Origin of the sequence: Paenibacillus sp. 276b (assembly GCF_900107875.1) — a bacterium.
Classification (GTDB): domain Bacteria; phylum Bacillota; class Bacilli; order Paenibacillales; family Paenibacillaceae; genus Paenibacillus; species Paenibacillus marchantiae.
Window position 1 is genome coordinate 551,083 of the sequence record NZ_FNRR01000004.1, and the last position, 22,647, is coordinate 573,729.

21 protein-coding genes are annotated in these 22,647 nt (G+C 44.2%); 17 read left to right on the top strand and 4 right to left on the bottom strand.

The window, feature by feature from the left end; all coding sequences use genetic code 11:
• The first annotated feature begins 112 nt into the window (after positions 1–112).
• Complete coding sequence (locus BLV50_RS21685) at positions 113–1,261, top strand: cysteine desulfurase family protein (RefSeq protein WP_063567012.1); 1,149 nt, start codon at positions 113–115, stop codon at positions 1,259–1,261.
• 6 nt (positions 1,262–1,267) lie between these two features.
• Positions 1,268–2,512 carry a tRNA uracil 4-sulfurtransferase ThiI gene (thiI, locus tag BLV50_RS21690; protein WP_090809938.1) on the top strand — a complete coding sequence of 415 codons (1,245 nt, stop codon included), beginning with the start codon at positions 1,268–1,270 and terminating at the stop codon, positions 2,510–2,512.
• Positions 2,513–2,642: 130 nt separating this feature from the next.
• Here the strand turns inward: thiI and BLV50_RS21695 are convergent, their stop codons facing one another.
• Positions 2,643–3,344, bottom strand: a complete 702-nt coding sequence (locus BLV50_RS21695) for a TerC family protein (protein WP_063567010.1) — start codon at positions 3,342–3,344, stop codon at positions 2,643–2,645.
• Positions 3,345–3,449: 105 nt separating this feature from the next.
• On the opposite strand from BLV50_RS21695, the gene BLV50_RS21700 reads away from it, so the two are divergent.
• The 6 genes from BLV50_RS21700 (at position 3,450) to BLV50_RS21725 (ending at position 9,223) form a co-directional block, all read left to right on the top strand.
• Positions 3,450–4,109 carry a TerC family protein gene (locus tag BLV50_RS21700; RefSeq protein WP_063567009.1) on the top strand — a complete coding sequence of 220 codons (660 nt, stop codon included), beginning with the start codon at positions 3,450–3,452 and terminating at the stop codon, positions 4,107–4,109.
• 288 nt (positions 4,110–4,397) lie between these two features.
• Positions 4,398–4,892, top strand: a complete 495-nt coding sequence (locus BLV50_RS21705; protein WP_063567008.1) for a hypothetical protein — start codon at positions 4,398–4,400, stop codon at positions 4,890–4,892.
• Between the two features lie 177 nt (positions 4,893–5,069).
• Entirely contained in the window at positions 5,070–6,911 is a 1,842-nt protein-coding gene (typA, locus tag BLV50_RS21710) for a translational GTPase TypA (RefSeq protein ID WP_063567007.1), read from the top strand.
• Between the two features lie 311 nt (positions 6,912–7,222).
• Positions 7,223–7,519, top strand: a complete 297-nt coding sequence (locus BLV50_RS21715) for a YlaH-like family protein (RefSeq protein ID WP_053781242.1) — start codon at positions 7,223–7,225, stop codon at positions 7,517–7,519.
• 90 nt (positions 7,520–7,609) lie between these two features.
• Positions 7,610–8,671 (top strand): LCP family protein, encoded by a 1,062-nt coding sequence (locus BLV50_RS21720; RefSeq protein WP_063567006.1) that lies wholly within the window; start codon positions 7,610–7,612, stop codon positions 8,669–8,671.
• Positions 8,672–8,770: 99 nt separating this feature from the next.
• Positions 8,771–9,223, top strand: a complete 453-nt coding sequence (locus BLV50_RS21725; protein WP_079696198.1) for a pyridoxamine 5'-phosphate oxidase family protein — start codon at positions 8,771–8,773, stop codon at positions 9,221–9,223.
• Between the two features lie 7 nt (positions 9,224–9,230).
• Here the strand turns inward: BLV50_RS21725 and BLV50_RS21730 are convergent, their stop codons facing one another.
• Complete coding sequence (locus BLV50_RS21730; protein WP_064636421.1) at positions 9,231–9,926, bottom strand: YhcN/YlaJ family sporulation lipoprotein; 696 nt, start codon at positions 9,924–9,926, stop codon at positions 9,231–9,233.
• A gap of 153 nt (positions 9,927–10,079) precedes the next feature.
• Here BLV50_RS21730 and BLV50_RS21735 point away from each other — a divergent pair, with 153 nt between their 5' ends.
• On the top strand, positions 10,080–11,414 hold the full coding sequence (locus tag BLV50_RS21735; RefSeq protein ID WP_024628438.1) for a PhoH family protein: 1,335 nt from the start codon (positions 10,080–10,082) through the stop codon (positions 11,412–11,414).
• A 221-nt stretch (positions 11,415–11,635) separates the two neighbouring features.
• Entirely contained in the window at positions 11,636–12,916 is a 1,281-nt protein-coding gene (locus tag BLV50_RS21740) for an extracellular solute-binding protein (RefSeq protein ID WP_064636422.1), read from the top strand.
• Here BLV50_RS21740 and BLV50_RS21745 read toward each other — a convergent pair.
• Together BLV50_RS21745 and BLV50_RS21750 are read right to left on the bottom strand one after the other, a co-directional pair.
• The gene (locus BLV50_RS21745; protein WP_090809940.1) at positions 12,908–13,987 is read right to left on the bottom strand and encodes a coiled-coil domain-containing protein; all 1,080 of its coding nucleotides are present in this window, start codon (positions 13,985–13,987) and stop codon (positions 12,908–12,910) included. The genes BLV50_RS21740 and BLV50_RS21745 overlap by 9 nt on opposite strands.
• 181 nt (positions 13,988–14,168) lie before the next feature.
• Positions 14,169–14,405 (bottom strand): DUF2626 domain-containing protein, encoded by a 237-nt coding sequence (locus BLV50_RS21750; protein ID WP_053781237.1) that lies wholly within the window; start codon positions 14,403–14,405, stop codon positions 14,169–14,171.
• A gap of 315 nt (positions 14,406–14,720) precedes the next feature.
• Here BLV50_RS21750 and BLV50_RS21755 point away from each other — a divergent pair, with 315 nt between their 5' ends.
• The 7 genes from BLV50_RS21755 to BLV50_RS21785 all read left to right on the top strand — a co-directional run bounded on the left by BLV50_RS21755 (position 14,721) and on the right by BLV50_RS21785 (position 22,533).
• Complete coding sequence (locus BLV50_RS21755) at positions 14,721–15,371, top strand: RsfA family transcriptional regulator (protein ID WP_063567002.1); 651 nt, start codon at positions 14,721–14,723, stop codon at positions 15,369–15,371.
• Positions 15,372–15,515: 144 nt separating this feature from the next.
• Positions 15,516–16,478, top strand: coding sequence for a ketopantoate reductase family protein (locus tag BLV50_RS21760; protein WP_072734491.1), 963 nt, complete (start codon positions 15,516–15,518; stop codon positions 16,476–16,478).
• Entirely contained in the window at positions 16,478–16,852 is a 375-nt protein-coding gene (locus tag BLV50_RS21765; protein WP_063567000.1) for a DUF3397 domain-containing protein, read from the top strand. The genes BLV50_RS21760 and BLV50_RS21765 overlap by 1 nt, the downstream gene beginning before the upstream one ends.
• Before the next feature lie 151 nt (positions 16,853–17,003).
• Positions 17,004–18,701 (top strand): peptide ABC transporter substrate-binding protein, encoded by a 1,698-nt coding sequence (locus BLV50_RS21770; RefSeq protein WP_063566999.1) that lies wholly within the window; start codon positions 17,004–17,006, stop codon positions 18,699–18,701.
• A gap of 189 nt (positions 18,702–18,890) precedes the next feature.
• Complete coding sequence (locus tag BLV50_RS21775) at positions 18,891–19,823, top strand: ABC transporter permease (RefSeq protein WP_063566998.1); 933 nt, start codon at positions 18,891–18,893, stop codon at positions 19,821–19,823.
• A 47-nt stretch (positions 19,824–19,870) separates the two neighbouring features.
• On the top strand, positions 19,871–20,752 hold the full coding sequence (locus BLV50_RS21780; protein WP_371121656.1) for an ABC transporter permease: 882 nt from the start codon (positions 19,871–19,873) through the stop codon (positions 20,750–20,752).
• A 17-nt stretch (positions 20,753–20,769) separates the two neighbouring features.
• Positions 20,770–22,533 carry an ABC transporter ATP-binding protein gene (locus BLV50_RS21785; protein WP_063566996.1) on the top strand — a complete coding sequence of 588 codons (1,764 nt, stop codon included), beginning with the start codon at positions 20,770–20,772 and terminating at the stop codon, positions 22,531–22,533.
• Positions 22,534–22,647: the final 114 nt, after the last annotated feature.

Sequence of the window (22,647 nt, forward strand, 5' to 3'; positions counted from 1 at the left end):
CAGCAGTCTTAAATGTGCTTAGTTCCTGTTTGGTCTTTTTGTGTTGAGCGGGGATCGTGTTACAATGCTCACTGTAGATTCCACAACGAAGAGACAAGGAGGGGAACCTCATTTGAAATATTTTGATTATGCAGCAACGACGCCTCCTCATCCGGATGTCGTTCGTACAATGGCCGAGATTATGGAGGCGCAATATGGGAATCCGTCATCGATACATGGATATGGTGAGCGAGCCCATCAATTGTTGCGCCGAGCGCGATCTGGTTGTGCCGCCGCAATTGATGTGAAACCGGAAGAAATCGTATTTACCTCAGGCGCAACTGAGAGCAACAATCTTGCCATTAAAGGGGCGGCATTACAGTATCAGTCTCGGGGCAAACACATCATTACAACTGCAACGGAACATGCTTCAGTTTACGAGAGTTTTGTGCAGCTGCAACAGTGGGGATGGGAGGTCACTTGGCTTCCCGTGGATTCCGATGGTCTGGTTAGCGCCCAGCAGGTAGTGGATGCCATAAGATCGGATACGGTGCTTGTGAGTCTGATGCATGTGAACAATGAAACAGGAGCGATACATCCAATTGCTGAAATCGGTGTACGACTGAAAAAGGAAGCACCAAAGGTGCTTTTTCATGTAGATGGTGTGCAGGGTTTTGGCAAGATGGAAGCTAAACCTGCGGCATGGGGCGCGGATCTTTACAGCTTGTCTGCTCACAAGATTCGTGGTCCCAAAGGAGCTGGTCTTCTCTACGTACGAAGTGGAGTCGAGCTAACGCCTTTACTGTCAGGGGGTTCCCAAGAGCAGGGACTAAGAGCGGGTACTGAAAATGTACCTTTGCTTGTGGGTATGGCGAAGGCGATGCGTCTCGCTGCGGAACGTCAGGCTGACTTTGCACAGCGTACAACGATTTTGCGAGATCGTATCATGGAGGTCATAGATACTATTCCCGGACTTGTGTTAAATAGTCGTAAGGAGGGTGCGCCGCACATTGTTCATTTTTCCTATCCTGGAATGAAGGCAGAAGTGGCGCTGCATACCCTTGAACAACTTGGAGTAACTGTTTCTACACAATCTGCCTGCTCTTCGCGATCGGCTGAACCCAGCAGGGTATTGCTTGCCATGGGCAGGGATAATGCTTGTGCTGCTGGTGGATTGCGTATTAGTCTTGGAGATGAACATACAGAAGAAGATGTGGCACTGCTGGAGCAGGCTTTACATCAGATGGTGGCGCAGCTGCGCCCGTTGGAAAGGCGGATGTGATTTTAGATGAAATATGATATGCTGCTTCTCCGTTTCGGAGAGTTTATGTTAAAAGGAAAAAACCGTGCCCGGTTCGAAAAAACAATCATCACCCAGGTACGTTCCCTGCTCAAACCTTATCCAGGTGCAAGTCTGCGTAAGGAGTTTGGACGGTTGTATGTTGATCTGGGTGGCGAATCTCATACAGAGCTGATCGCTGTGCTGAAACGAGTATTCGGCGTTATGTCGATCAGTCCGGTTAAAGTGACCCCATCGGAGACTGACCAAATCGTGGAGACAGCCGTTGCTTTTATGGATGAAAGAGAGTCTGAATTCAAAGACGGTACCACGTTTAAAGTTAATGCACGGCGTGTTTGGAAAGAGTTCCCCAATTCTTCGCATGAAATGAACCATCTGGTAGGTTCTCCGATTCTTCGGAAATTCCAGCAGTTAAGCGTCGACGTGCGTCAACCTGACATTGAACTGCGCGTGGAAATTCGGGATCAGGGCACGTATATCTTCAGTGAGGTGATTCCGGCCGTAGGCGGGTTCCCCCTTGGCACAAATGGAAAAGCGATGCTGTTATTATCGGGTGGCATAGACAGCCCTGTAGCGGCATGGTCTTCGATGCGTAGAGGCCTGGAAGTGGAATGTGTACACTTTTACAGTTATCCGTTCACAAGCCAGCGTGCCAAAGAAAAGGTCATTGATTTGGCGCGTGCACTTGCTGATCATGCAGGCACAATTAAGCTGCATCTGGTTCCTTTTACGGAAATTCAAACTGCATTTACCCAACTGGGACAGGATAACTTGATCATCACACTGATGCGCCGCTCCATGTTACGTATTGCAACCAAGCTGGCTGAACGTGAGCGTGCGCTTGCACTGATTACCGGAGATAGTCTGGGTCAGGTAGCGAGCCAGACCCTGCCAAGCATGAATGTCATTGGACGTGCGACGGATCTGCCGTTGCTGCGACCACTTGTCATGATGGACAAACAGGAAATTATAACTTTATCCAAACAGATCGGGACGTATGATATATCGATTCTGCCATATGAAGACTGTTGTACTCTTTTTGTACCGAAATCCCCATCCACCAATCCGAATCTTCGCATTGTGGACAAGATTGAAGCAACCATGAGTCAACTGCCGGAATGGGTGGAGCAGGCGGTGGAGCAGACAGAAACAATTACGCTTCATGCAGGCGAGAATTTTATGGTAACCAATCAGCAGAATGAAGTTAATGACATGAAAGAAGAGTGGTTCTGAGGAACCGTATTCTGGATTGAATAACATAATAAGGACTATGTTATCTTCTTGAAGAAAAAGGACTGCCGATGTATTATCGGTCAGTCCTTTTTTTATGGTTGTGTTTGATGGGAATACCATTTAATAAAGCTTAGGAATAGGAGTGCTGCCGTTCCCCACCTGGTTTATTGCTGCTTGCACGTTTGCGATATCCTGCAAATACAACACCAGCAGTAACGAGAACGATAAATAAGATTCTCAGTGCCGGATGCTCAGTGAAGAAAGGTACAAGACGCTGCTCCTCTGTGATCATGTTTGAAGCCGTATACCCAAGCACGATAGCTCCAAGATAAATGATCCAAGGGAAATGGTTAATTAATTTGATAAACAACGTACTGCCCCACACGATAATAGGTACACTGATCAGCAGTCCGAGTATAACAAGCACCAAGTGCTGCTGTGCTGCACCAGCAACGGCGATGACGTTATCCAGTCCCATGGCAGCGTCTGCGATGACAATCGTTCGCACGGCTACCCAGAGAGAACTGCCAGCCTTGATATCCGAATGCTCTTCCCCTTGATCTGCCAATAGCTTGTACGCAATCCAGATCAGGAGTAATCCCCCAACAAGGAGTAGCCATGGCACTTTAAGCAACCAGAGCACAATCACGGTGGCTACAATGCGAATCAAAAGTGCGCCGCCTGTTCCGTAAAGAATCGCCCTTTTTTGCACAGAAGGGTGCAAATTTCGAGCTGCGAGACCAATCACGATGGCATTATCGCCAGCCAAAATTAGATCAATAAATACAACGTTCAACAACGCTAGCCAAAAAGCGGGGCTAAACAGCTCCATACGATGTCACTCCTTCTATATATCCAAACCTGAGAAAGCTTGTTCAACGTTTAAGAATAGCATGGACAACTTTGACATACAAGTTAGAGTGGGGGGATGAGAAGCATGGATACGCTATGGCTGCTAACCGAAATATTAATGATCAATCTGGTTCTAAGTGGAGATAATGCGGTTGTTATTGCCCTTGCAAGCAAGGATTTACCCGCGAGACAGCGCAAGCAGGCGGTATGGTGGGGGGCTTTCGGTGCGGTTGTTTTGCGCTGCTTGTTAACCTTTGCAGCTGTGCTGCTGTTGGGTATTCCTTTTATTCAGGCGGCTGGTGGTCTGCTGTTGCTCTGGATTGCTGTCAAGCTGCTGCTTCAGAATGAAGATGAAGTACATATTCGTAAGGCGTCCACGACCTGGAAAGCGATCCAAACGATTTTGATTGCTGACTTTGTCATGAGTCTGGATAACGTTCTCGCGATTGCTGCGCTGGCGGATGGGGACTTGGCGCTCACGGTCATCGGAATTGCCATAAGTATTCCGATTGTGGTGTGGGGCAGCGGATTAATTGTTGGTTTGTTAAAGCGGTTTCCGATTCTGGTATTTGCCGGTTCAGGTATTCTGGCCTTCACAGCAGGTGAGATGGTGATGAATGATCCGAAGCTGGGACAGTGGCTCGGTGGCTTGGCAGCTGAGGCACATACACTGCTGCCTGTAGCTATGGCTTGTCTTGTAATTGCGATTGGAGGAGCGCACAAGTTTGTTCGTCGAAACGTGTAAGTTGATTTGAGTAAATGGAAATGTGAATTTTCTGGCGAACTGCCCGTAAAGGGCAGTTTTTTGCTGTATTTATTTGTTCAGAAGAAATGGGTGAACTTGAATAAGTCATAGAGCGATCATTTTAGGGTAATACAGGATAATGGAGAGAGGCGAAGTACGACATAAAGTGTAGTTTTTTGCATACACATCGGCTACACTAGAAGAAGGCTGGGAACAGTCAGTCATCATGGTGTGCTTATAGTTTATCTTACGGGGTACATAGCCAAATGTTATAAGAGGTGATTGTAGATGAGGATGAGAAATGAAAAAGCAATCGGAATATTTATTTTTGTTGCAGGTTTAATAATTTTACTCGGTAAACTAGGTGTGTTTGGCTTTATTGGACGGCACTTCTGGCCTTTGCTCATCTTGTTGCCTGGTATTGCTCTTCATGCATTATATTATGCAAGGCTCACGCCATCATGGTCACTCGTTCCAGCAGGAACATTAACCGTCTATGGTCTGTTGTTCGGAATCACGAATACATGGGGTAGCGGATTGATGAGCAACCTGTGGCCTGCTTTTTTGCTTGGAATTGCCGTTGGTTTGCTTGAATATGCACTGGCTGATCATCGAAGACCCGCAATGGTACTTCCGGTGGCATTGGGCGTTGGCATCCTTTCAATTATTTTATTCGGATTTACACTGCTTCACACCGGTATTATCTATGTGCTGGCGGTAATTTTGATTGTGGGCGGGATGTGGTTGCTGTTTGGCCGAGGACGCCAAGGGAGAGGCTGGTAACATTCCCAGTGGTCTTTCAAGCGAAATATCTTGATTTTTACCTATGATCAACTATAATATAAGGGATATAGGCATGCGTCGGGATATCACCGACGCTTATTTTGGGTGAGTAACCTGCGAATTTGCGGGAAGTTTAGTAGATAAGAATTGAAATTGGAAAGGATATGGATACAAACCATGCATTCAAGAGAACACATTCGCAATATTGCGATTATTGCCCACGTCGACCACGGGAAAACAACGCTCGTCGACAAGTTGCTCCAGCAATCCGGTACTTTCCGTGATCACGAAACGGTACAGGAGCGCGCAATGGACTCCAACGATTTGGAGCGTGAACGCGGTATTACGATTCTGGCCAAAAACACAGCTATTACCTATAAAGATTACCTGATCAATATTGTGGATACACCAGGACACGCCGACTTTGGTGGTGAAGTGGAACGTATCATGAAAATGGTTGACGGCGTTTTGCTCGTTGTTGATGCTTACGAAGGATGTATGCCGCAAACGAAATTCGTACTTCGTAAAGCTTTGGAGCACAACCTGACACCAATCGTTGTTGTAAACAAAATTGACCGTCCAGCGGCTCGTCCGACTGAGGTTATTGATGAAGTACTGGACCTGTTCATTGAACTGGGTGCCAACGATCAACAACTTGAATTCCCTGTTGTATATGCTTCCGCATTGAACGGAACATCCAGCATGGATAATGATCCTGCAAAACAGGATGACAACATGATGGCGATTTACAATACCATCGTTAGTCATATCCCACACCCTACCGAAAATGTTGAAGAACCACTTCAATTCCTCGTTACTTTGATGGACTACAATGAATACCTTGGCCGTATTGCCATTGGTCGTGTTAACCGCGGTGTGATCCGTCAAGGACAATCGGTAACGGTTATTATGCGTGATGGTAAGAGCAAAACTGCACGTATCGAGAAACTGTTCGGTTTCCAGGGTCTCAAACGTATTGAGACGGAAGAAGCAGGAGCAGGTGACATCGTTGCGATTGCAGGAATCAAGGACATCAACATTGGTGAAACCATCGCTGATCCGAACAACCCAGAAGCACTTCCAGTTTTGAAAATTGATGAGCCTACACTGCAAATGACGTTCCTCGTGAACAATAGTCCATTCGCAGGTCGTGAAGGTAAATGGGTAACTTCCCGTAAACTTCGTGAGCGTTTGTTCAAAGAATTGGAAACTGACGTATCCCTTCGTGTTGACGAAACGGATAGCCCGGATGCATTTGTCGTTTCTGGACGTGGTGAGCTTCACTTAGGTATCCTGATTGAAAATATGCGTCGTGAAGGATATGAGCTTCAAGTATCCAAACCAGAAGTTATCGTTAAAGAAGTTGACGGTAAGAAAATGGAACCTCTAGAGCGCTTGTTGATTGATATCCCTGAAGAAAGCATGGGTTCCGTAATGGAGAGCCTGGGCGCACGTAAAGCAGAGATGGTTAACATGGTCAACACAGGTAGTGGTCAAGTTCGTCTGGAGTTCCTGATTCCAGCACGTGGTTTGATCGGATATAGCACCAACTTCCTGACATTGACTCGTGGTTACGGTGTAATGAACCATGCATTTGACAGCTACGCTCCAGTAGTATCCGGTCAAGTAGGTGGACGTCACCAAGGCGTGCTGATCTCAACTGAAACTGGTACATCTACGTTCTATGGCATGATGGGCGTTGAGGATCGCGGTACGCTCTTCTTGGAGCCGGGTACTGAAATCTACGAAGGTATGATTGTTGGTGAACATACACGTGACAATGATATCGTTGTTAACATCTGCAAAGAAAAACAACTGACTAACGTTCGTTCTTCTGGTAAAGATGATACGGTTAAAATTAAAACTCCGATTATCTTCTCGTTGGAACAGGCGCTTGAATATCTGAATGAAGATGAATATTGTGAGATTACACCAAAATCTATTCGTCTCCGTAAGAAGATCCTGAACAAATCCGAGCGTGAGCGTGCAGAAAAACAACGCAAAATGGCTACAAAATAACACCTAACTACAACTAAAATAAATGATATAAGTTAACGTTTGATGGAACACATATACACCATCGACGTCGATTACAACCCGCTGAAGTAGTGGAGGATTCGGAATCGATTCTGTAGGAGCGAAGCGTTCGCCTTTATCCCCGGATTTTACCATTGAGAAATGGATCAAAAAAATATGGGGATAACAGCGACCGAAAGAACGATCCGAATCCGAAACGGTCACATGCAGAGTTTTGTAATTTATGTTGTTGGAAGGGTTCCATCAACCAGTTAACTTATATCTAGCATGAACACGAAAGGAGCTGGCTGTGCATGCAAGCATGGTTCGCATCAAACCCGATCGTAGCCTACATCGTCATCTTTGTATTGATTACTTACGTATATAACAAGGTGTTTCGGGTACGTCAGAAATTGCCACTTGGTAAGGAAATCGTTCTCTATATATTGATGGCGATGGGCACATTCATGCTTCTTGTGTTTCAAATCGACAAGTTGCCAATTATTCAATGTTTGCTGGTGGCTGTTGGTTTGATGCTGTTAGTGAGAGTTCGGTATTTTATTGAAGGTCGTCAAAAGAAAAAAGCGGAAGCTGCCGCTCGAAACTCATAAATTCTGTATAGTATAGACCATCCGTTTTCCTTAGGGAAAGCGGTTGTCTTATATATAGGCCAAAACAGATGTGATAAAGGTGTTGAAGATATGAACTCGAATTCGAACGGACTGCCTCCACGGAGACAGGCACCGACTCAATCCGGCGCTTCTGGATCGAAGAACGGCAAAGGTAAGCAACCAAAGAAGAAGAAAAAGATGCGAACCTTTGGCAGACTGATTTTAAGTTTATTGGTTATTGCAATTGTGGTAGGCTGCGGATATCTCTATTGGGTATACAATCAGGTAGCTGATACGGGCATTGACAAGCCAGTACCGGCTGGAATGTCAGCGAAAACCAAACCCATTACGATGTTGCTGCTAGGTACGGATAACCGTCCCGAAACAGGTACGTATCTATCGGATGTGGTTATGGTAGCTTCTCTGAATCCGGAGACCAAGACGGCAACCATTGTATCTTTACCTCGGGATACCCGTATTCAGTTGGATGGATATAAGGCGAATAAATTAAATTCCTATTATCCTAAATTTAAAGCCCAAGAAAAAACCTCTGGCAAAAATGCAGAGGAACAAATGAAAGAAATGATGGGCAAATATCTAAATGTGGATATCAATTATACAACGGTATTGAATTTTCAAGCGTTCCGTGATGCGGTTAATGCTGTAGGTGGCGTGGATGTGACAGTGGATAAAAACATGTGTTACAAAGATACGGCCGATGGCACGGATATTAACCTGGTAGCTGGTGCACAGCATTTGGATGGAAAAGAAGCACTTGATTTTGTTCGTTACCGTAAATCGAATTGTAAGCCGAAGACAGATGAATCCAACGACTTTGACCGAAATAAACGTCAGAATCAAGTGTTGAATTCTATGTTGGATCAGTTGAAATCACTGGGAGGCGTAACGAAGATTGGTAAAGTGATAGGCGCTGTTGACGACAACATGACAACAGACGTGGAATCGGAGCAGATGAAGAACTTCATTTCAACCTATTGGAATATTTCCAAATCGGATGTGCACTACACACCTGTAACCGGAGAGTGGAGAAGTCCATATGTATATATCAACGAAACTGAATTGGCTAATGCTAAACAGGCGTTGCAGGATACACTTTCAGGCAAAGTAACAGCATCTCCGACAGCTGAGTAACATTGATTCTTTTGGGATTGGAAGCAAGTTTGATGGTATGCTATAATAACATCAACAACGAATCAAGAATTGCATAAAGAAGATTAGGGGGCTGGTTGGATGTCCGAAGCCGTCACACAATTGACTGAATCTCTTTTACAGCAATTCAAGAACGAAACCTTTGTGCTCTTGAGCACCGTGGACATTGAATCTGGAGGTCCGACATCAACAGCAATCTCCTGGATTTATGCGGAGAATGCTTCTACCCTTCGTGTGGCGATTGATCATCGTTCACGTCTCGTGAACAATATGATCGAGAATCCGGCTATTACCGTCACCATTTTTGGAGAAGAGATGGTGTATGCGGTGAACGGACGTGCTTCCGTACGACAAAATCCGTTACTGGATGTTCCGTTTAATATGTGCTGTTTCGACATTTCCATTGAAGCGGTAAGGAATGCCCTTTTTTATGGAGCCCAGCTATCTTCTGTGCCTCAATTTGTCAAAATATATGATCAGCGTGCTGCTGAGAAATTAGATGAGCAGGTTTTTACTGCAATGAAAAAAGCCTAGTGAGAGATCACTGGGCTTTTTGTTGTCTTTTGTCAGAAGAATGCAGCTGCTGCATTTGTTGTTCACGTTCAACATGTTCATCCGGATTTTGACGGACTTTGACATCTTTGGGTAGTTGGGGAATGATCCTGCCCACCATGTCTGCGAGTTCTGAAGCGAAACCGGATATTGGATGACCTTGACGAATATGTTCACCGATTTCCTTAATACGCTCGGTGACATCAGCATCTGCGGTAACAATTGAATCCACACCTTCCGGATCTTTGCGGAGGGCTTCGGCTACTGAGTATTTAATTGTACCTACTCGTGCACGTTCCAGTTCACCGTCAACATCAATGCCAACTACGGCTGTATTTCCAAGAATGACACAGTTGGCATCTTTGACACCTTCCACTTGCTTGGCAAGTGTTTTGAGGTGGGTGACCCTTTTTTCATTTGGCATCCGATCGGCCTTGGTGTTGTCCATGACGTTTTTTTCATGAACCTCACCTGTATTTTCGGTCAGATGGTCCACAGCTGAAGGGTGCAACCGATCTTCCTGAGTATTGAGCATGTGAGATCCTTTCCTTTGGTCTTGCTGAGTTGTAACATTTCCTCCGTAACCTTTGGCATGCTGACCTTGTTGCTGCGAGGCATTACGTGTAGAACTGTTGCAGCCTGTAAGTATAAAGATCAGAAGCAGCGTGCAAACCCAATATTTCATAAATGTTCATCCTTTCCTGGAGTTTTTCAGAATGGTTGACAATTATTTTGTCCTAGTCGAATACATTTATGTATGGGAGCATGATTGTCCATGTCGCTGCTGAAAGATCAAACTTATCCATGCCTTTAACGACGCCGCTTTGGAGGGGATTGAATGAAAAAGATTTTTGTATTGGATACGAACGTGCTTCTGCATGACCCCAATGCCATATTTGCCTTTGAGGAACATGAGGTAATCATTCCCGCGGTTGTACTGGAGGAGATCGACTCCAAAAAAAGAAATGCCGATGAAATTGGGCGTAATGCCCGTAATGTATCGAGACTTCTTGATGGGTTGCGTGAATTGGGACATTTGCACAGTGGCGTCCCTTTAGCTAATGGAGGCAATCTGAAAGTGGAACTGAATCATCGTAGTTTTGTGAAAGTACAGGAAATGTTTGGAGAAGTGTCCAACGATAATCGGATTTTGGCCGTCGCCCTGAATTATCAGATTGAGGAAAATGAGAAAGAGGTCGTTGAACGACAGGTGGTTCTGGTCAGCAAGGATGTGCTTGTTCGTATCAAAGCGGATGTACTCGGTCTTTTCACACAGGATTACTTATCAGATCGCACGGCAGGTCTCAGTGAATTATATCCAGGCTACACTGCCCTCAAGGTTCATCCTTCGGTCATTGATGAGTTTTACACATATCGCTTTCTACCTATCAAACCGTTACAGTTGTCTTATTCGCTTTACCCGAATGAATTTGTAATTCTCAAGGATGAGATGGGAACCAATAAATCGGCTTTGCTCAAAGTAAACACAGAGGGAACGAAGTTGGAACCACTGTTCCTGAGTAATGATAATGTATGGGGCATCAGTGCACGTAACGCGCAACAGCGTATGGCCCTAGAACTGCTCCTGAATGATGATATTCCACTTGTCACGATTACAGGAAAGGCAGGTACGGGGAAAACCTTGTTGGCGCTTGCTGCGGGTTTGCTTAAAGTGGAGGATGACCATAAGTACAAAAAATTATTGATCGCTCGTCCGGTTGTGCCAATGGGGAAAGATATCGGTTATCTCCCTGGTGAGAAAGAAGAAAAACTAAGACCATGGATGCAGCCAATTTATGATAACTTGGAATTTTTGTTTGATACCAAAAAAGCAGGCGACATTGATAAAATTTTGATGGGTCTTGGCAGTATTCAGGTTGAGGCACTCACTTATATTCGTGGTAGGTCTATACCAGGACAGTTTATCATTATCGATGAAGCGCAGAACCTGTCTCGACATGAAGTGAAGACCATTGTATCGAGGGTGGGCGAAGGCAGTAAAATTATTTTGATGGGTGACCCTGAGCAAATAGACCATCCTTATCTGGATTCAGCAAGTAATGGTCTGACGTATATTGTGGAGCGATTCAAGCAAGAGGGAATCAGCGGACATATTATGCTGGAAAAAGGAGAACGTTCCAAGTTGGCTCAGCTTGCAGCAGATTTATTGTAAGGTAACGGAAAGTTATTTCCCGGAAAATGTTTCTATTAAACCGGCTCTTCGAGCCGGTTTTTTTGCTGAAAAAATAAAAATCAGTTATTGCACAGAACTCGATATGCTCGAAGTATGCAAAATATCGGAAAACTGTTTTTTGGCAGGATAGGACAAGAGCACTACTTATTTGTTACAATGAGTGTTGCAGGAAAAAATTAGGGAGCAAGGAGGGAAAGTTAATGAAGCGTGGACACCAGGTTGTTTTGTTCGCAGTGCTGCTGCTTTCGTTAACGATTCTGTCTCCCAGCTTTGATTTTAGAGGTTCACAGCTTAATCAGGAACGAGATCAGGAAAAAGATGCATTTCCCAACACGTCATCTCGTAGCGAAGACCAACATGCCCCACTAGAGATTGTAGTCTCGATGTCTGAGACCGACTTTAAATCATTTAAAAAGATGGCTAATGAAGTAGCAACTTCTCAACATGTGGAAATCAGTCTTCGGAATTTGGAGCCGGATACATATAAGCGAGTGCTTGATAATAAATTTTCGGTAGGAGAGAGCGGAGATATCATTCTTCTGGATAGCGCGGAAGTTCAATATCATGCCAAAAAAGGACATCTGTATCCGTTGAATGGTACAACACTGTCCAAGTCTTTGGGAGAAACTGTGGTAGGCTTACGGGAAATGACAGAGTGGAATGGTTACCAATGGGGGATGCCGTTTGATTTTGACGCTTATGTACTCGCAGCTAGCTCTCCATTCCTGGACGAAGCCGGTTTGGCAGGTTTACCCAAAAATAAGGAACAGTGGAACAAACTTGTACAACAAGCAACGCAGGATGAAACGGATTTAATAAGCATAAATTTAAATGACCCTCACGCGGTAAGTGCGTGGTTGAATCAGTTTGATCCAGGCATGGCTCCCGACCAAATTAAGAAAGCGCAAACTTCTTCGCAAACGGAGGCGTACCAACAGATCATACAGTTGATAGATCAGATCCAGTCGCATATTAACGTCGAATCAATGAATCCGACGATCTCTTCTTCGGGTGAGCAGACGGGAGTTCCTATGGTAGTAACGTTGCTGTCTCGTTTGTTGAGTGGAGATCAAGGCGTGGCAGGCGAACAGGAATCATCGGAGAAGATAGCTCTCAGTGCGTTAGAACCGCTGAGATCAAGAAGTCTTGTTATCGCAGCTGGATCACTTGAGGCGGAAGAGGCCAGCCGCTGGATTGAAGGGATGACATCCTCTGCCGTGCAATCGGAGTGGTACCAACAGGCTAACTATTTACCAGCAAAGCAACAGGAACTAGATCTTGAGTCACAGAAACTAATAACGAAGTATAATACGACTGATGTAAAATCCTGGTTTCCAGCTGACTCTTCGCAGGCTGTTATGACGGAAAGTCCTATACTAACTTCTGCCTTTCAAAAGAAGATCCAACAACTTCTCGCGGGAGAGATCACGGCTAATCAGTACGTCAAAAGCATTATTGCCTTGCAAAGCTCGTCAAAATGAAATGGCGAGCTTGACTTCAAGTATGCCTTCGCTTGTGGATACCTCTGTGGCTTTGACAAACGACAGAATTTTCTGTGGGTAAAATCCGAGATCGAATTCTCGTTCCAGCATACGACGTGTGGTATCGGGCAGTTCTAACTGATTAAACACAAGTTTATCTACATGAAATCGAATTGAATTCTGAGGTTCATTCTCAACCGTATAATGGCCTTTAATGCTTAATTGCAACTGATCACGCTGCCCAGAAGCAGTGATTCGATCTTTGTCGAACTGAAAGGCAAAGTCTTCAAAGATCGGATTCTGTGATCGTAGAAACGTATTTAACTCATCTTGTCCAATTCGAATGGTGTACGATGTTCCGGTAGTGGAGATTCCTCCGTTTTGTTCCTGGATAAACTGTGGCAGGTTCTGCATAGCTGATGCCAATGCTTTAAAATATCGCTTGACCTCGTATATGCCGATGTTCTCCCAATAGATAGTCAACTCATCCATCAACTTCTGCATGGCTGCAGCATCCCCGCTGGCAGCTACTTTTCCGTCCACTTCTTTCTGCAAAGCTAGTACTCGTTCACGTTGATTTTGAAGATTGTTTTTGAGTTCAGACAGTTCTGCAGAGGTCTGATTAATCTGGGCAGACGTTTGCTGCATGGTGCGATATCGATCCTGATACTTGTCCAGTACAGCCTGATCCCTGCCAATAATAATCTGATAGTAATCGTATAGAATGAACAGGTCCTTAAAGGATCTTGCCCCCAGTACCGTCATCAAGAGACTATCACGCTCCCCGGTATAGTAGGATCTTACAACTGCACCCGCTCGGTCTTGCTGAGTATGTATCTGGTCTTCCTGTTCCTGAAGTTGAATGGATAACGTCTGACGCTGTTCGTCTAGCTGTTTTTGTTTGGCTGCAATACGTTCGATTTCATGATCGATTTCGACGATGGATAGGCTTTGTTGCAGTATTTCGCGTGTTTCCTCAGAGGAAGGTTCTCCATAGGCATAAGTCCAAGGTATCTGGATCAAAAATATAATACATACGATGAAGCCAGGAATGCCGTATCGACGTTTCACCTATCATTCTCCTTTCCATATCTACATATGATGCGAACAGGCTTATCTCTTCCAGACAATATATGAAATAGATACGTGAAATATCCGTAGTGGTTACATAACACAAAGAATAGTCATTTAATCTGAAAACGACAAAAAAGCAATCCGACATTAGCCGGATCGCTTTGATGCTGCTGGCGGATTAGAGCGGCAAATCCATTTGGAATACGGTCCAGTAGCTGAACCCTGTGAATGTCACGATCATATAACCCCAGAAGAGCAATATGTACGTACGTTCGGTAAATTTCAAATATCCCAAAATGACAAAAAACGCAGTCTGCAGGAAAAAAAGCAAAGCCATTTCGACCAGGTCTCCCGCAAAAGCCATCAGGCCAATCGCTAGCGTGAAGAACCCGAGTACCCGAAACATGCGCGCCACGGTAAGTCCTCCTCTCCTATGTACGATCATAGATTGTCTACACAACATTATACCGGGAAAGGAAAAAGGTGTAAACAAAATTGGATATGAAAGCGAATTCTTTTTTTGGCCTAAAAGAGTTAAAGTATGGTTTGTTTTGCATATGTAACGTATGAGTACTCATAAATGTGGAAATACATTTTAGTATGAAATCAATTCTATGAACTCTATGAGAGGCATAAGAATGAATGAAGCAGCTTTTATACCTAATTCACATACCGGGAAATCGGTTATGGGGACGGTTATTTTAGGATGTTGTTAGGAGGGTATTATAGCATGACTGCAGTGAGACAGGATGCTTGGAGTACAGAGGACGATTTGATTTTGGCTGAAGTTACTTTGCGTCATATTCGGGAAGGAAGTACACAACTAGCTGCTTTTGAAGAGGTTGGCGAAAAAATAGGCAGAACTTCTGCCGCTTGCGGTTTTCGCTGGAACAGCTGTGTACGTAAGAAGTATGAGTCTGCTATTAGCAATGCTAAGGCTCAACGACAAAAACGGAGTTATCTCCGCAAACAACCGGCTTTGCTTGGACCACAAGTAGCAGCTTTGTCCACCCTGGATACAGAAGAAAATCTGTACAAGGCGGATGGTATTTCGGAAGATTCTCTATCCATTGATGCAGTTATACGATTCTTGCGGCAATGGAAGGGAACTGTGCAGGAAAACGGTCGTCAGCTCAAGATGCTTGAGAAAGAGCTTCGTGAAAAAGAGGATGAACTTCATGAACTGCGTTGCGAGAATGATCGTCTGTCTAAGGAAGTGAATGAAGTACAGACTGATTATCGTGTTGTAAACGACGATTATAAAGCACTGATTCAGATTATGGATCGTGCTCGCAGACTCGCATTTCTGACAGAAGAAGAAGAGGAACTCAAAACGAGATTCAAAATGGATGCCAACGGGAATCTGGAACGAATTGAATAAAAGCAAATTGTATCTGATGATCAGCATTAGATTAGGACCCGTCACACCTCCGTTACATAACGGCGGGTATGATGGGTTTTTTGTTTGCTGTTTTTGTTCTATTATAGATAAAAGCAACTATTGGAGCAGAGGTAGGGATGCAGCATGATCATTGACGTTGTAGGATCAGGGTCACTGGGTCTTTTGTATGGAGGTAAGCTTCAGGACGCAGGCAACGAGGTTCGGTTTTGGACCAGAACGGCTGAACAGGCAAATAAACTGAGTATAGAAGGATTTAAGGTCATCGAACGGGAGAAAACCATCCAGATTACACCTGATCATATCCAGGTCAAACCGATTACGGAGTTAACCCGAGTGTGGCAACACTCACCTGGAGATTGGCTACTATTAATGGTGAAACAGACAGCGATACATGATGTTATACGTGAAATTGGTTCATTGAAGACGCAAGTGCTCAACATCGCATGTTTCCAAAATGGGGTTGGGCATCTGGATCATGTGCAATCCAATATGCCACATTCCAATATATACAGCGTCATAACTACAGAAGGGGCGAAACGTCAGCAAGATGGAGTCATCCGTGCAGGTATAGGAGAGACCTGGTTGGGCAAAAGTGCAGATGTACGTATCTCACCTCTAACGCCAATGAATCAAAATGACCCCATTCGTTTACAGGGACTTTTGCAGCAGGCAGGATTTGGCTGTACAGTGTCGAATGAAATCGATAAGCTGATTTATAGGAAGTTGTTAATCAATGCTGTCATTAACCCTCTTACCGCGATATGGCGTATTCCTAACGGTGAGTTAATTACAAAGGAAGAGCGAATCGTGTTTATGCGTCAGCTGTACGATGAGGCATTGGCGGTATACAGAGCAAGCGGAATACTTCTTGATGTGGATGTGTGGGAACAAATCCTCTCCGTCTGTCGTTCCACAGCCTCAAATACATCTTCCATGCTGTCGGATGTTCTGCATGGACAACAAACGGAGGTGCAATCCATTAACGGGCAAATCGTAAGCATGGCATGTCGGTGTGGCCTGTCCGCTCCGATGCATGAAGTACTGCTTCATCTTATTGAAGGTATGCAACCGGAAGGAGTGAGTTAATGGGATTTTTTATTGTGCTGAGCATACTGCCGTTCTTTCCATTTTTTCTTGTGTATTGGATCATGTATGGATGGAAAAAAGATAAGCGTGTGGCGCTGCGCTCGGCAATGGATGTAACAACCTTATTCCTTATATTCTCTGTATCGGCGTTATTCAACTTAACATTTGATTCGAATTTTGGATTTTATTTAACACTAATACTCATACTAATAGCGCTTGGATTCATCGGAGGTGCACAAAATCGGCTCAAAGGTAAGGTCGATAGGGGTAGAATGTTCCGGGCCGTTTGGCGCATGGCTTTTGTCATAATGAGTTTTGGGTATGTTTTGTTTACTATATTTGGATTATTTAGATACTTCATGAAACAGATGTGAGGATACATAACGCAAAAGGGCTAAAAAATGTGTCGATTTTGTCGAAAACTGAAAAAAACATTACTTTCTGAAAAAGTAATGTAGATTTTTTTGACCGGTGGTTGTATAATCTATAAACATATACCACATCAATTTAGGGGGAAAGTGTTAGATGAAAAGGAAAAGTCTATTAGTCCTTTTGACGCTGATTTTGGCGTTCGGTACCGTACTTGCAGCGTGCGGATCGAAAAACGAAGGCACAGGTAACACCGATACTGGTTCTGCAACCGAAGGAAATGGTCTTGCTAAAGATCAAGTCCTGAAAATTAACCTGTCAGCTGAACCTCCTACGTTAGACCCGGCTCAAGCAAAAGACAGCCAAACCAACACTGTACTGAAATTCTTGTATGAAGGTCTTGTGCGTATCGACCCTGATGGCAAAGAAGCTCCAGGTGTTGCTAAAGACTGGACAATTTCCGAAGATGGTCTGAAATATGTTTTCAACCTGAACCCGGATGCTAAATGGAGCAACGGTGATGCAATCACTGCCGAAGACTTTGTACGTTCTTGGGAACGTGCTTTGAAACCGGAAACAGCTTCTCCATATGCTTACCAATTGTATTACATCAAAGGTGCTGAGGGTTACAACCTGAGCAAAGACGAAACATATAAAGGTACTAAAATCACAGACTTCTCTCAAGTAGGTGTTAAAGCTACTGATGAGCACACATTGGAAGTAACGTTGGAAAACCCAACACCTTACTTCTTGGGTCTGACAGCATTCTACACGTACTACCCAGTACACAAGTCTGCTGACACGAATGACAAATTCTTCACAGACTACAAAAACATGATCGTTAACGGACCATTCACAATGGATCAATACGCTAAAGGTCAAAAAATCGTCGTGAAGAAAAACGAAAGCTACCATGCAGCTTCTGATATCAAATTGTCTGAAATTAACATGTCCCTGACAAACAGCAGTGCTTCCGAACTGCAAGCTTATAAGTCTGGACAATTGGACTACACAGGCGCACCTAACGGTGAAATTCCTTCCGACCAAATTCCTTCTGTAAAAGCGGAATTGCCGGACGAGTTTAAAGCTACTGGTATTGCAAGTACTTACTACTACCAGTTCAACGTTAATGAAGCTCCATTTAACAACGTTAAAATCCGTAAGGCTTTTGCAATGTCAATCGAGCGTCAATTGATCGTTGACAAAGTAACACAAGGTGGACAAATTCCAGCTTTCGGCTTTGTACCTCCAGGTATCCGCGGTGAAAACGGCGAATTCCGTGATGAGCACAAAGATGACTACTTCACTGAGAACGTAGAAGAAGCTAAGAAATTGCTTGCTGAAGGTATGAAAGAAGAAGGCTACACAACATTGCCAGCAGTAACTTTGATCTACAATACTAGTGATGGTCACGCGAAAATCGCGCTTGCTGTTGCTGATATGTGGAAGAAAAACCTTGGTGTTGACGTGAAAACGGAAAACCAAGAGTGGGGCGTATTCCTTGAGAACCGTCAAAACCAAAACTTCCAAATCGCTCGTGCGGGCTGGTCTGCTGACTACAACGATCCGTACAACTTCTTGGAAATGTGGACTACTGGAAACACAAACAATGATTCCAAATTCAGCAACGAACAGTATGATAAAGATGTTAAAGAGACTGTAAAATCTGCAGATCCAGCTACTCGTATGGCTGCTTTTGCTGACGCTGAGAAAATCCTGATTCAAGATGAAATGGGCGTATTGCCGATCTATTACTACACTAACGTATCTTTGACTAAGCCTTACCTGAAAGGCATACAACTTGATTTCAGTGGAGCTATTGACTTCACTCGTGCATATCTGGAAGAGAAATAAGTTGTTCTGAAGTCTATATGATTACTTCGGGATATATATGTGGAATTCCATATATATCCCGATTTTTTTGTATGTGCACCGATTTTCCTTATAATTCTTGAAATTTCCGATAAATGGATTGGACATTATTCATGTCTAATTCTACAATCGATTTGTATACAAAATATTGTTTGTGGAGGTGTGCAAGGGTTGGTTAAGTACGTGCTGAAAAAACTGCTATTTATGCTGCTATCGCTTTTCATACTCGCATCAGCAACCTTCTTCCTGATGAAGGCCATTCCGGGTGACCCTTTTACATCCGAGAAAAAAGTATCTCCTGAAATCCGGGCACTTTTGGAAGTGAAGTATGGTTTGGACAAACCGATGTATGAACAATACCTGAAGTATATGGGTGGAATCATCAAAGGTGATTTCGGGGTTTCTATGAAATACCTGAATCAAGATGTAACGGGTATGATCACTCAAACGTTTACAGCATCGCTGAAGCTAGGAATCTTTGCGATTATTATCTCAATTGTTGTGGGTGTCTTGTTGGGGCTTATTGCCGCAGTGTACCATCGCAAGTTGATTGATGATATTACGATGATTCTGGCTGTTATCGGGATTGCTGTACCGAGTTTCTTGCTCGCATCCCTGGTGCAATATGTTTTTGCATTCAAACTCGGCTGGTTTAATGTTATGGGCTTCGATGGCCCACTCGACTATGTGCTTCCGGTTGCCGCATTGTCAGCATCTCCAATTGCCTTTATCGCACGTTTGACGCGTTCAAGCATGTTGGAAGTGTTGCATGCAGACTACATCAAGACAGCCAAAGCCAAAGGTTTGAAATGGCCTGCTATCATGTTTAAACACGTTTTACGGAACGGTATTCTGCCAGTCGTTACTTACGTTGGTCCGATGACAGCAAATATTATCACAGGCTCCGTTGTTATTGAGCAAATCTTTAATATTGGTGGAATTGGTAAAGTATTTGTAGAGAGTATTACGAATCGTGATTACACGATGATCATGGGGATTACAATCTTCTATGGTATTCTCTTGATGCTTGCACGTTTCCTGACAGATATCGCTTACGTGTTGATTGATCCTAGAATTAAGCTAGAAAGCCGGAAGGGGGCATAACGTTGTCTGGCAAGAATAACAACAATAATGAAACGGCGAACACAGGCCTGGATAGTCAGGCAGCGTTGAAATCGCAAGAGAGTGTATCGCTATTCAAAGACGCTATGTACAGACTTGCAACCAACAAGGCCGCTATGATTAGTTTGGCTGTTCTAGTCCTTGTTGTCATTTTCTCTATGATTGGTCCAACTTCGTTGTTCTCAAGCTATAATTATTATTCCAATGATTTGTTGAATGCCAATGCTGCACCGAGTGCTGAACACTGGTTCGGAACAGATGAACTGGGTCGTGATGTATGGGTAAGAACCTGGGTAGGTGCACGTGTGTCTCTTACTGTAGGTTTGGCTGCTGCTTTGATTGACCTTGTCATCGGGGTAATTTATGGAGCCATTATGGGCTTCTACGGTGGACGTGTTGACGGCATCATGAACAAGTTCTCCGAGATCTTGTACTCCCTGCCATACATGCTCGTTGTTATCCTGTTGCTGGTTGTATTGGAGCCAAGTCTGACAACGATTATCATTGCACTTACCATTACAGGATGGATCAGTATGTCCTGGATTGTGCGTGGTGAGATTATGCAGCTCAAAAACAGAGACTTTATCCTTGCTGCTCGTTCCATGGGCGCAAGCACTGGACGTCAACTCTTCCGTCATTTGTTGCCAAATGCTGTCGGACCAATTCTCGTTACATTGACATTGTCCATCCCAAATGCCATCTTCGCAGAAGCATTTTTGAGCTTCCTCGGATTGGGTGTATCTGCACCTAAATCCTCTCTTGGATCTATGATCAATGATGCACTTACAGGCTGGACGCTGTATCCTTGGCGGATGTGGTTCCCTGCAGGTTTGATGGTTATGACAATGCTCGCATTTAACTTGCTTGGTGACGGCTTGCGCGACGCGCTTGATCCAAAATTACGTAAATAGAAATAGGAGGTGGGATTATGGAGCCGATTTTAACAGTCAAAGACCTGAGTGTGTCATTCACGACGCGTTCTGGTGAGTTTGATGCCGTTAAAAATGTGAGTTTTGAACTTGGCAAAGGAGAGACGCTGGGGATCGTAGGTGAATCCGGTAGTGGTAAGAGTGTTACTGCCCAAACCATCATGAAATTGATTCCCTCCCCGCCTTCGAAGGTCAAAAGCGGAGAAATTACTTTTCACGGGCAGGACCTGCTGAATAAGACAGATAAACAGATGGAAGCCATCCGTGGTAAAGATATCGGCATGATCTTCCAGGATCCAATGACTTCTTTGAATCCTACCATCAAAATTGGTAAGCAAATTACCGAGGTACTGCGCAAGCATCAGAATATGTCCAAAAAAGAAGCTGAAAAAAGCGCATTGGAAATGCTCGAACTTGTAGGCATCAAAAATGCGGAATCGCGTATGAACCATTATCCACACCAATTTTCCGGTGGTATGCGCCAGCGTGCTATGATTGCGATTGCCTTGGCATGTCGTCCATCCCTTCTGATTGCGGATGAGCCAACAACTGCACTCGACGTAACGATTCAAGCACAAATCTTGGATGTTATGAAAGACATGCAGCAAAAGCTTGGAACTTCGATCATGCTTATCACGCATGACCTTGGAGTAGTGGCAGGAATGTGTGATCGTGTTGTCGTTATGAAGGAAGGCGAAGTTGTTGAAACAGGAACAACTGCTGAAATCTTCAGTAATCCTCAACATCCATACACGATTAAATTGCTGAATGCTCTCCCTCGTCTGGACGAGCCTAAAAAAGAAAAGCCTACTCCAGTTGGTATTATCAAAGGTGCCAACAAGCCGCTGGTTCAAGTGAAGAACCTGAAACAATACTTCAACTTGGGCAAAGGCAACATTCTAAAAGCGGTTAATGATGTTAGCTTTGATATTTTTGAAGGCGAAACACTTGGAGTTGTAGGGGAGTCGGGCTGTGGTAAGTCCACAACTGGCCGTACAATTCTGCGCCTTTATGAGCCAACAGGCGGAAATGTTAACTTTAATGGAACGGACATCTACAAGCTGTCTCCGCGCAAGATGAAAGAAATGCGTAAAGATATGCAGATGATTTTCCAGGATCCTTATGCATCTTTGAACCCACGTTTCAACGTTATGGATATCATCGGTGAATCTCTTGATATTCATGGTCTGGCGTCAAGTCGGGCAGAGCGGAAGAGACGCGTTGAAGAATTGCTTGATCTTGTAGGTCTGAATCCTAGCCATGCACTCCGTTATCCACATGAATTCTCAGGTGGTCAAAGACAACGGATCGGGATTGCCCGTGCATTGGCTGTAGACCCTAAATTCATCATCTGTGATGAGCCATTGTCTGCATTGGACGTGTCCATTCAGGCTCAGGTCGTTAATTTGCTTGAAGAACTTCAGCAACGCCTCGGCTTGACATACCTGTTTATTGCACATGACTTGTCCATGGTTAAACATATCAGTGACCGTGTAGCTGTAATGTACATGGGTAAAGTGGTGGAGTTGGCAGAAAGTGAAGAACTTTATGCTAATCCAATTCACCCTTATACCAAAACATTGCTGTCCGCGATTCCTGTACCTGATCCGGAAGTAGAAGCGAGCAAACGTCGCATTTTGCTGCCGGAAGAACAAGCACTTAAGAATGGATCTGGTGGTCCTGCAAATGATCCATACAACCTGCAGAACGCTCAATTGATTGAGATATCCAAAGGTCACTGGGTTGCAGAACCTTACGTATAAAAAGTACAATTTTCATTTGGACTTATCCATGAATATCAAACCGCCGACTTTGTTCGGCGGTTTTTTATTTTTTGATGCACTTTCTTTTGACGAAGAGGGCTCTCATTCGGTACA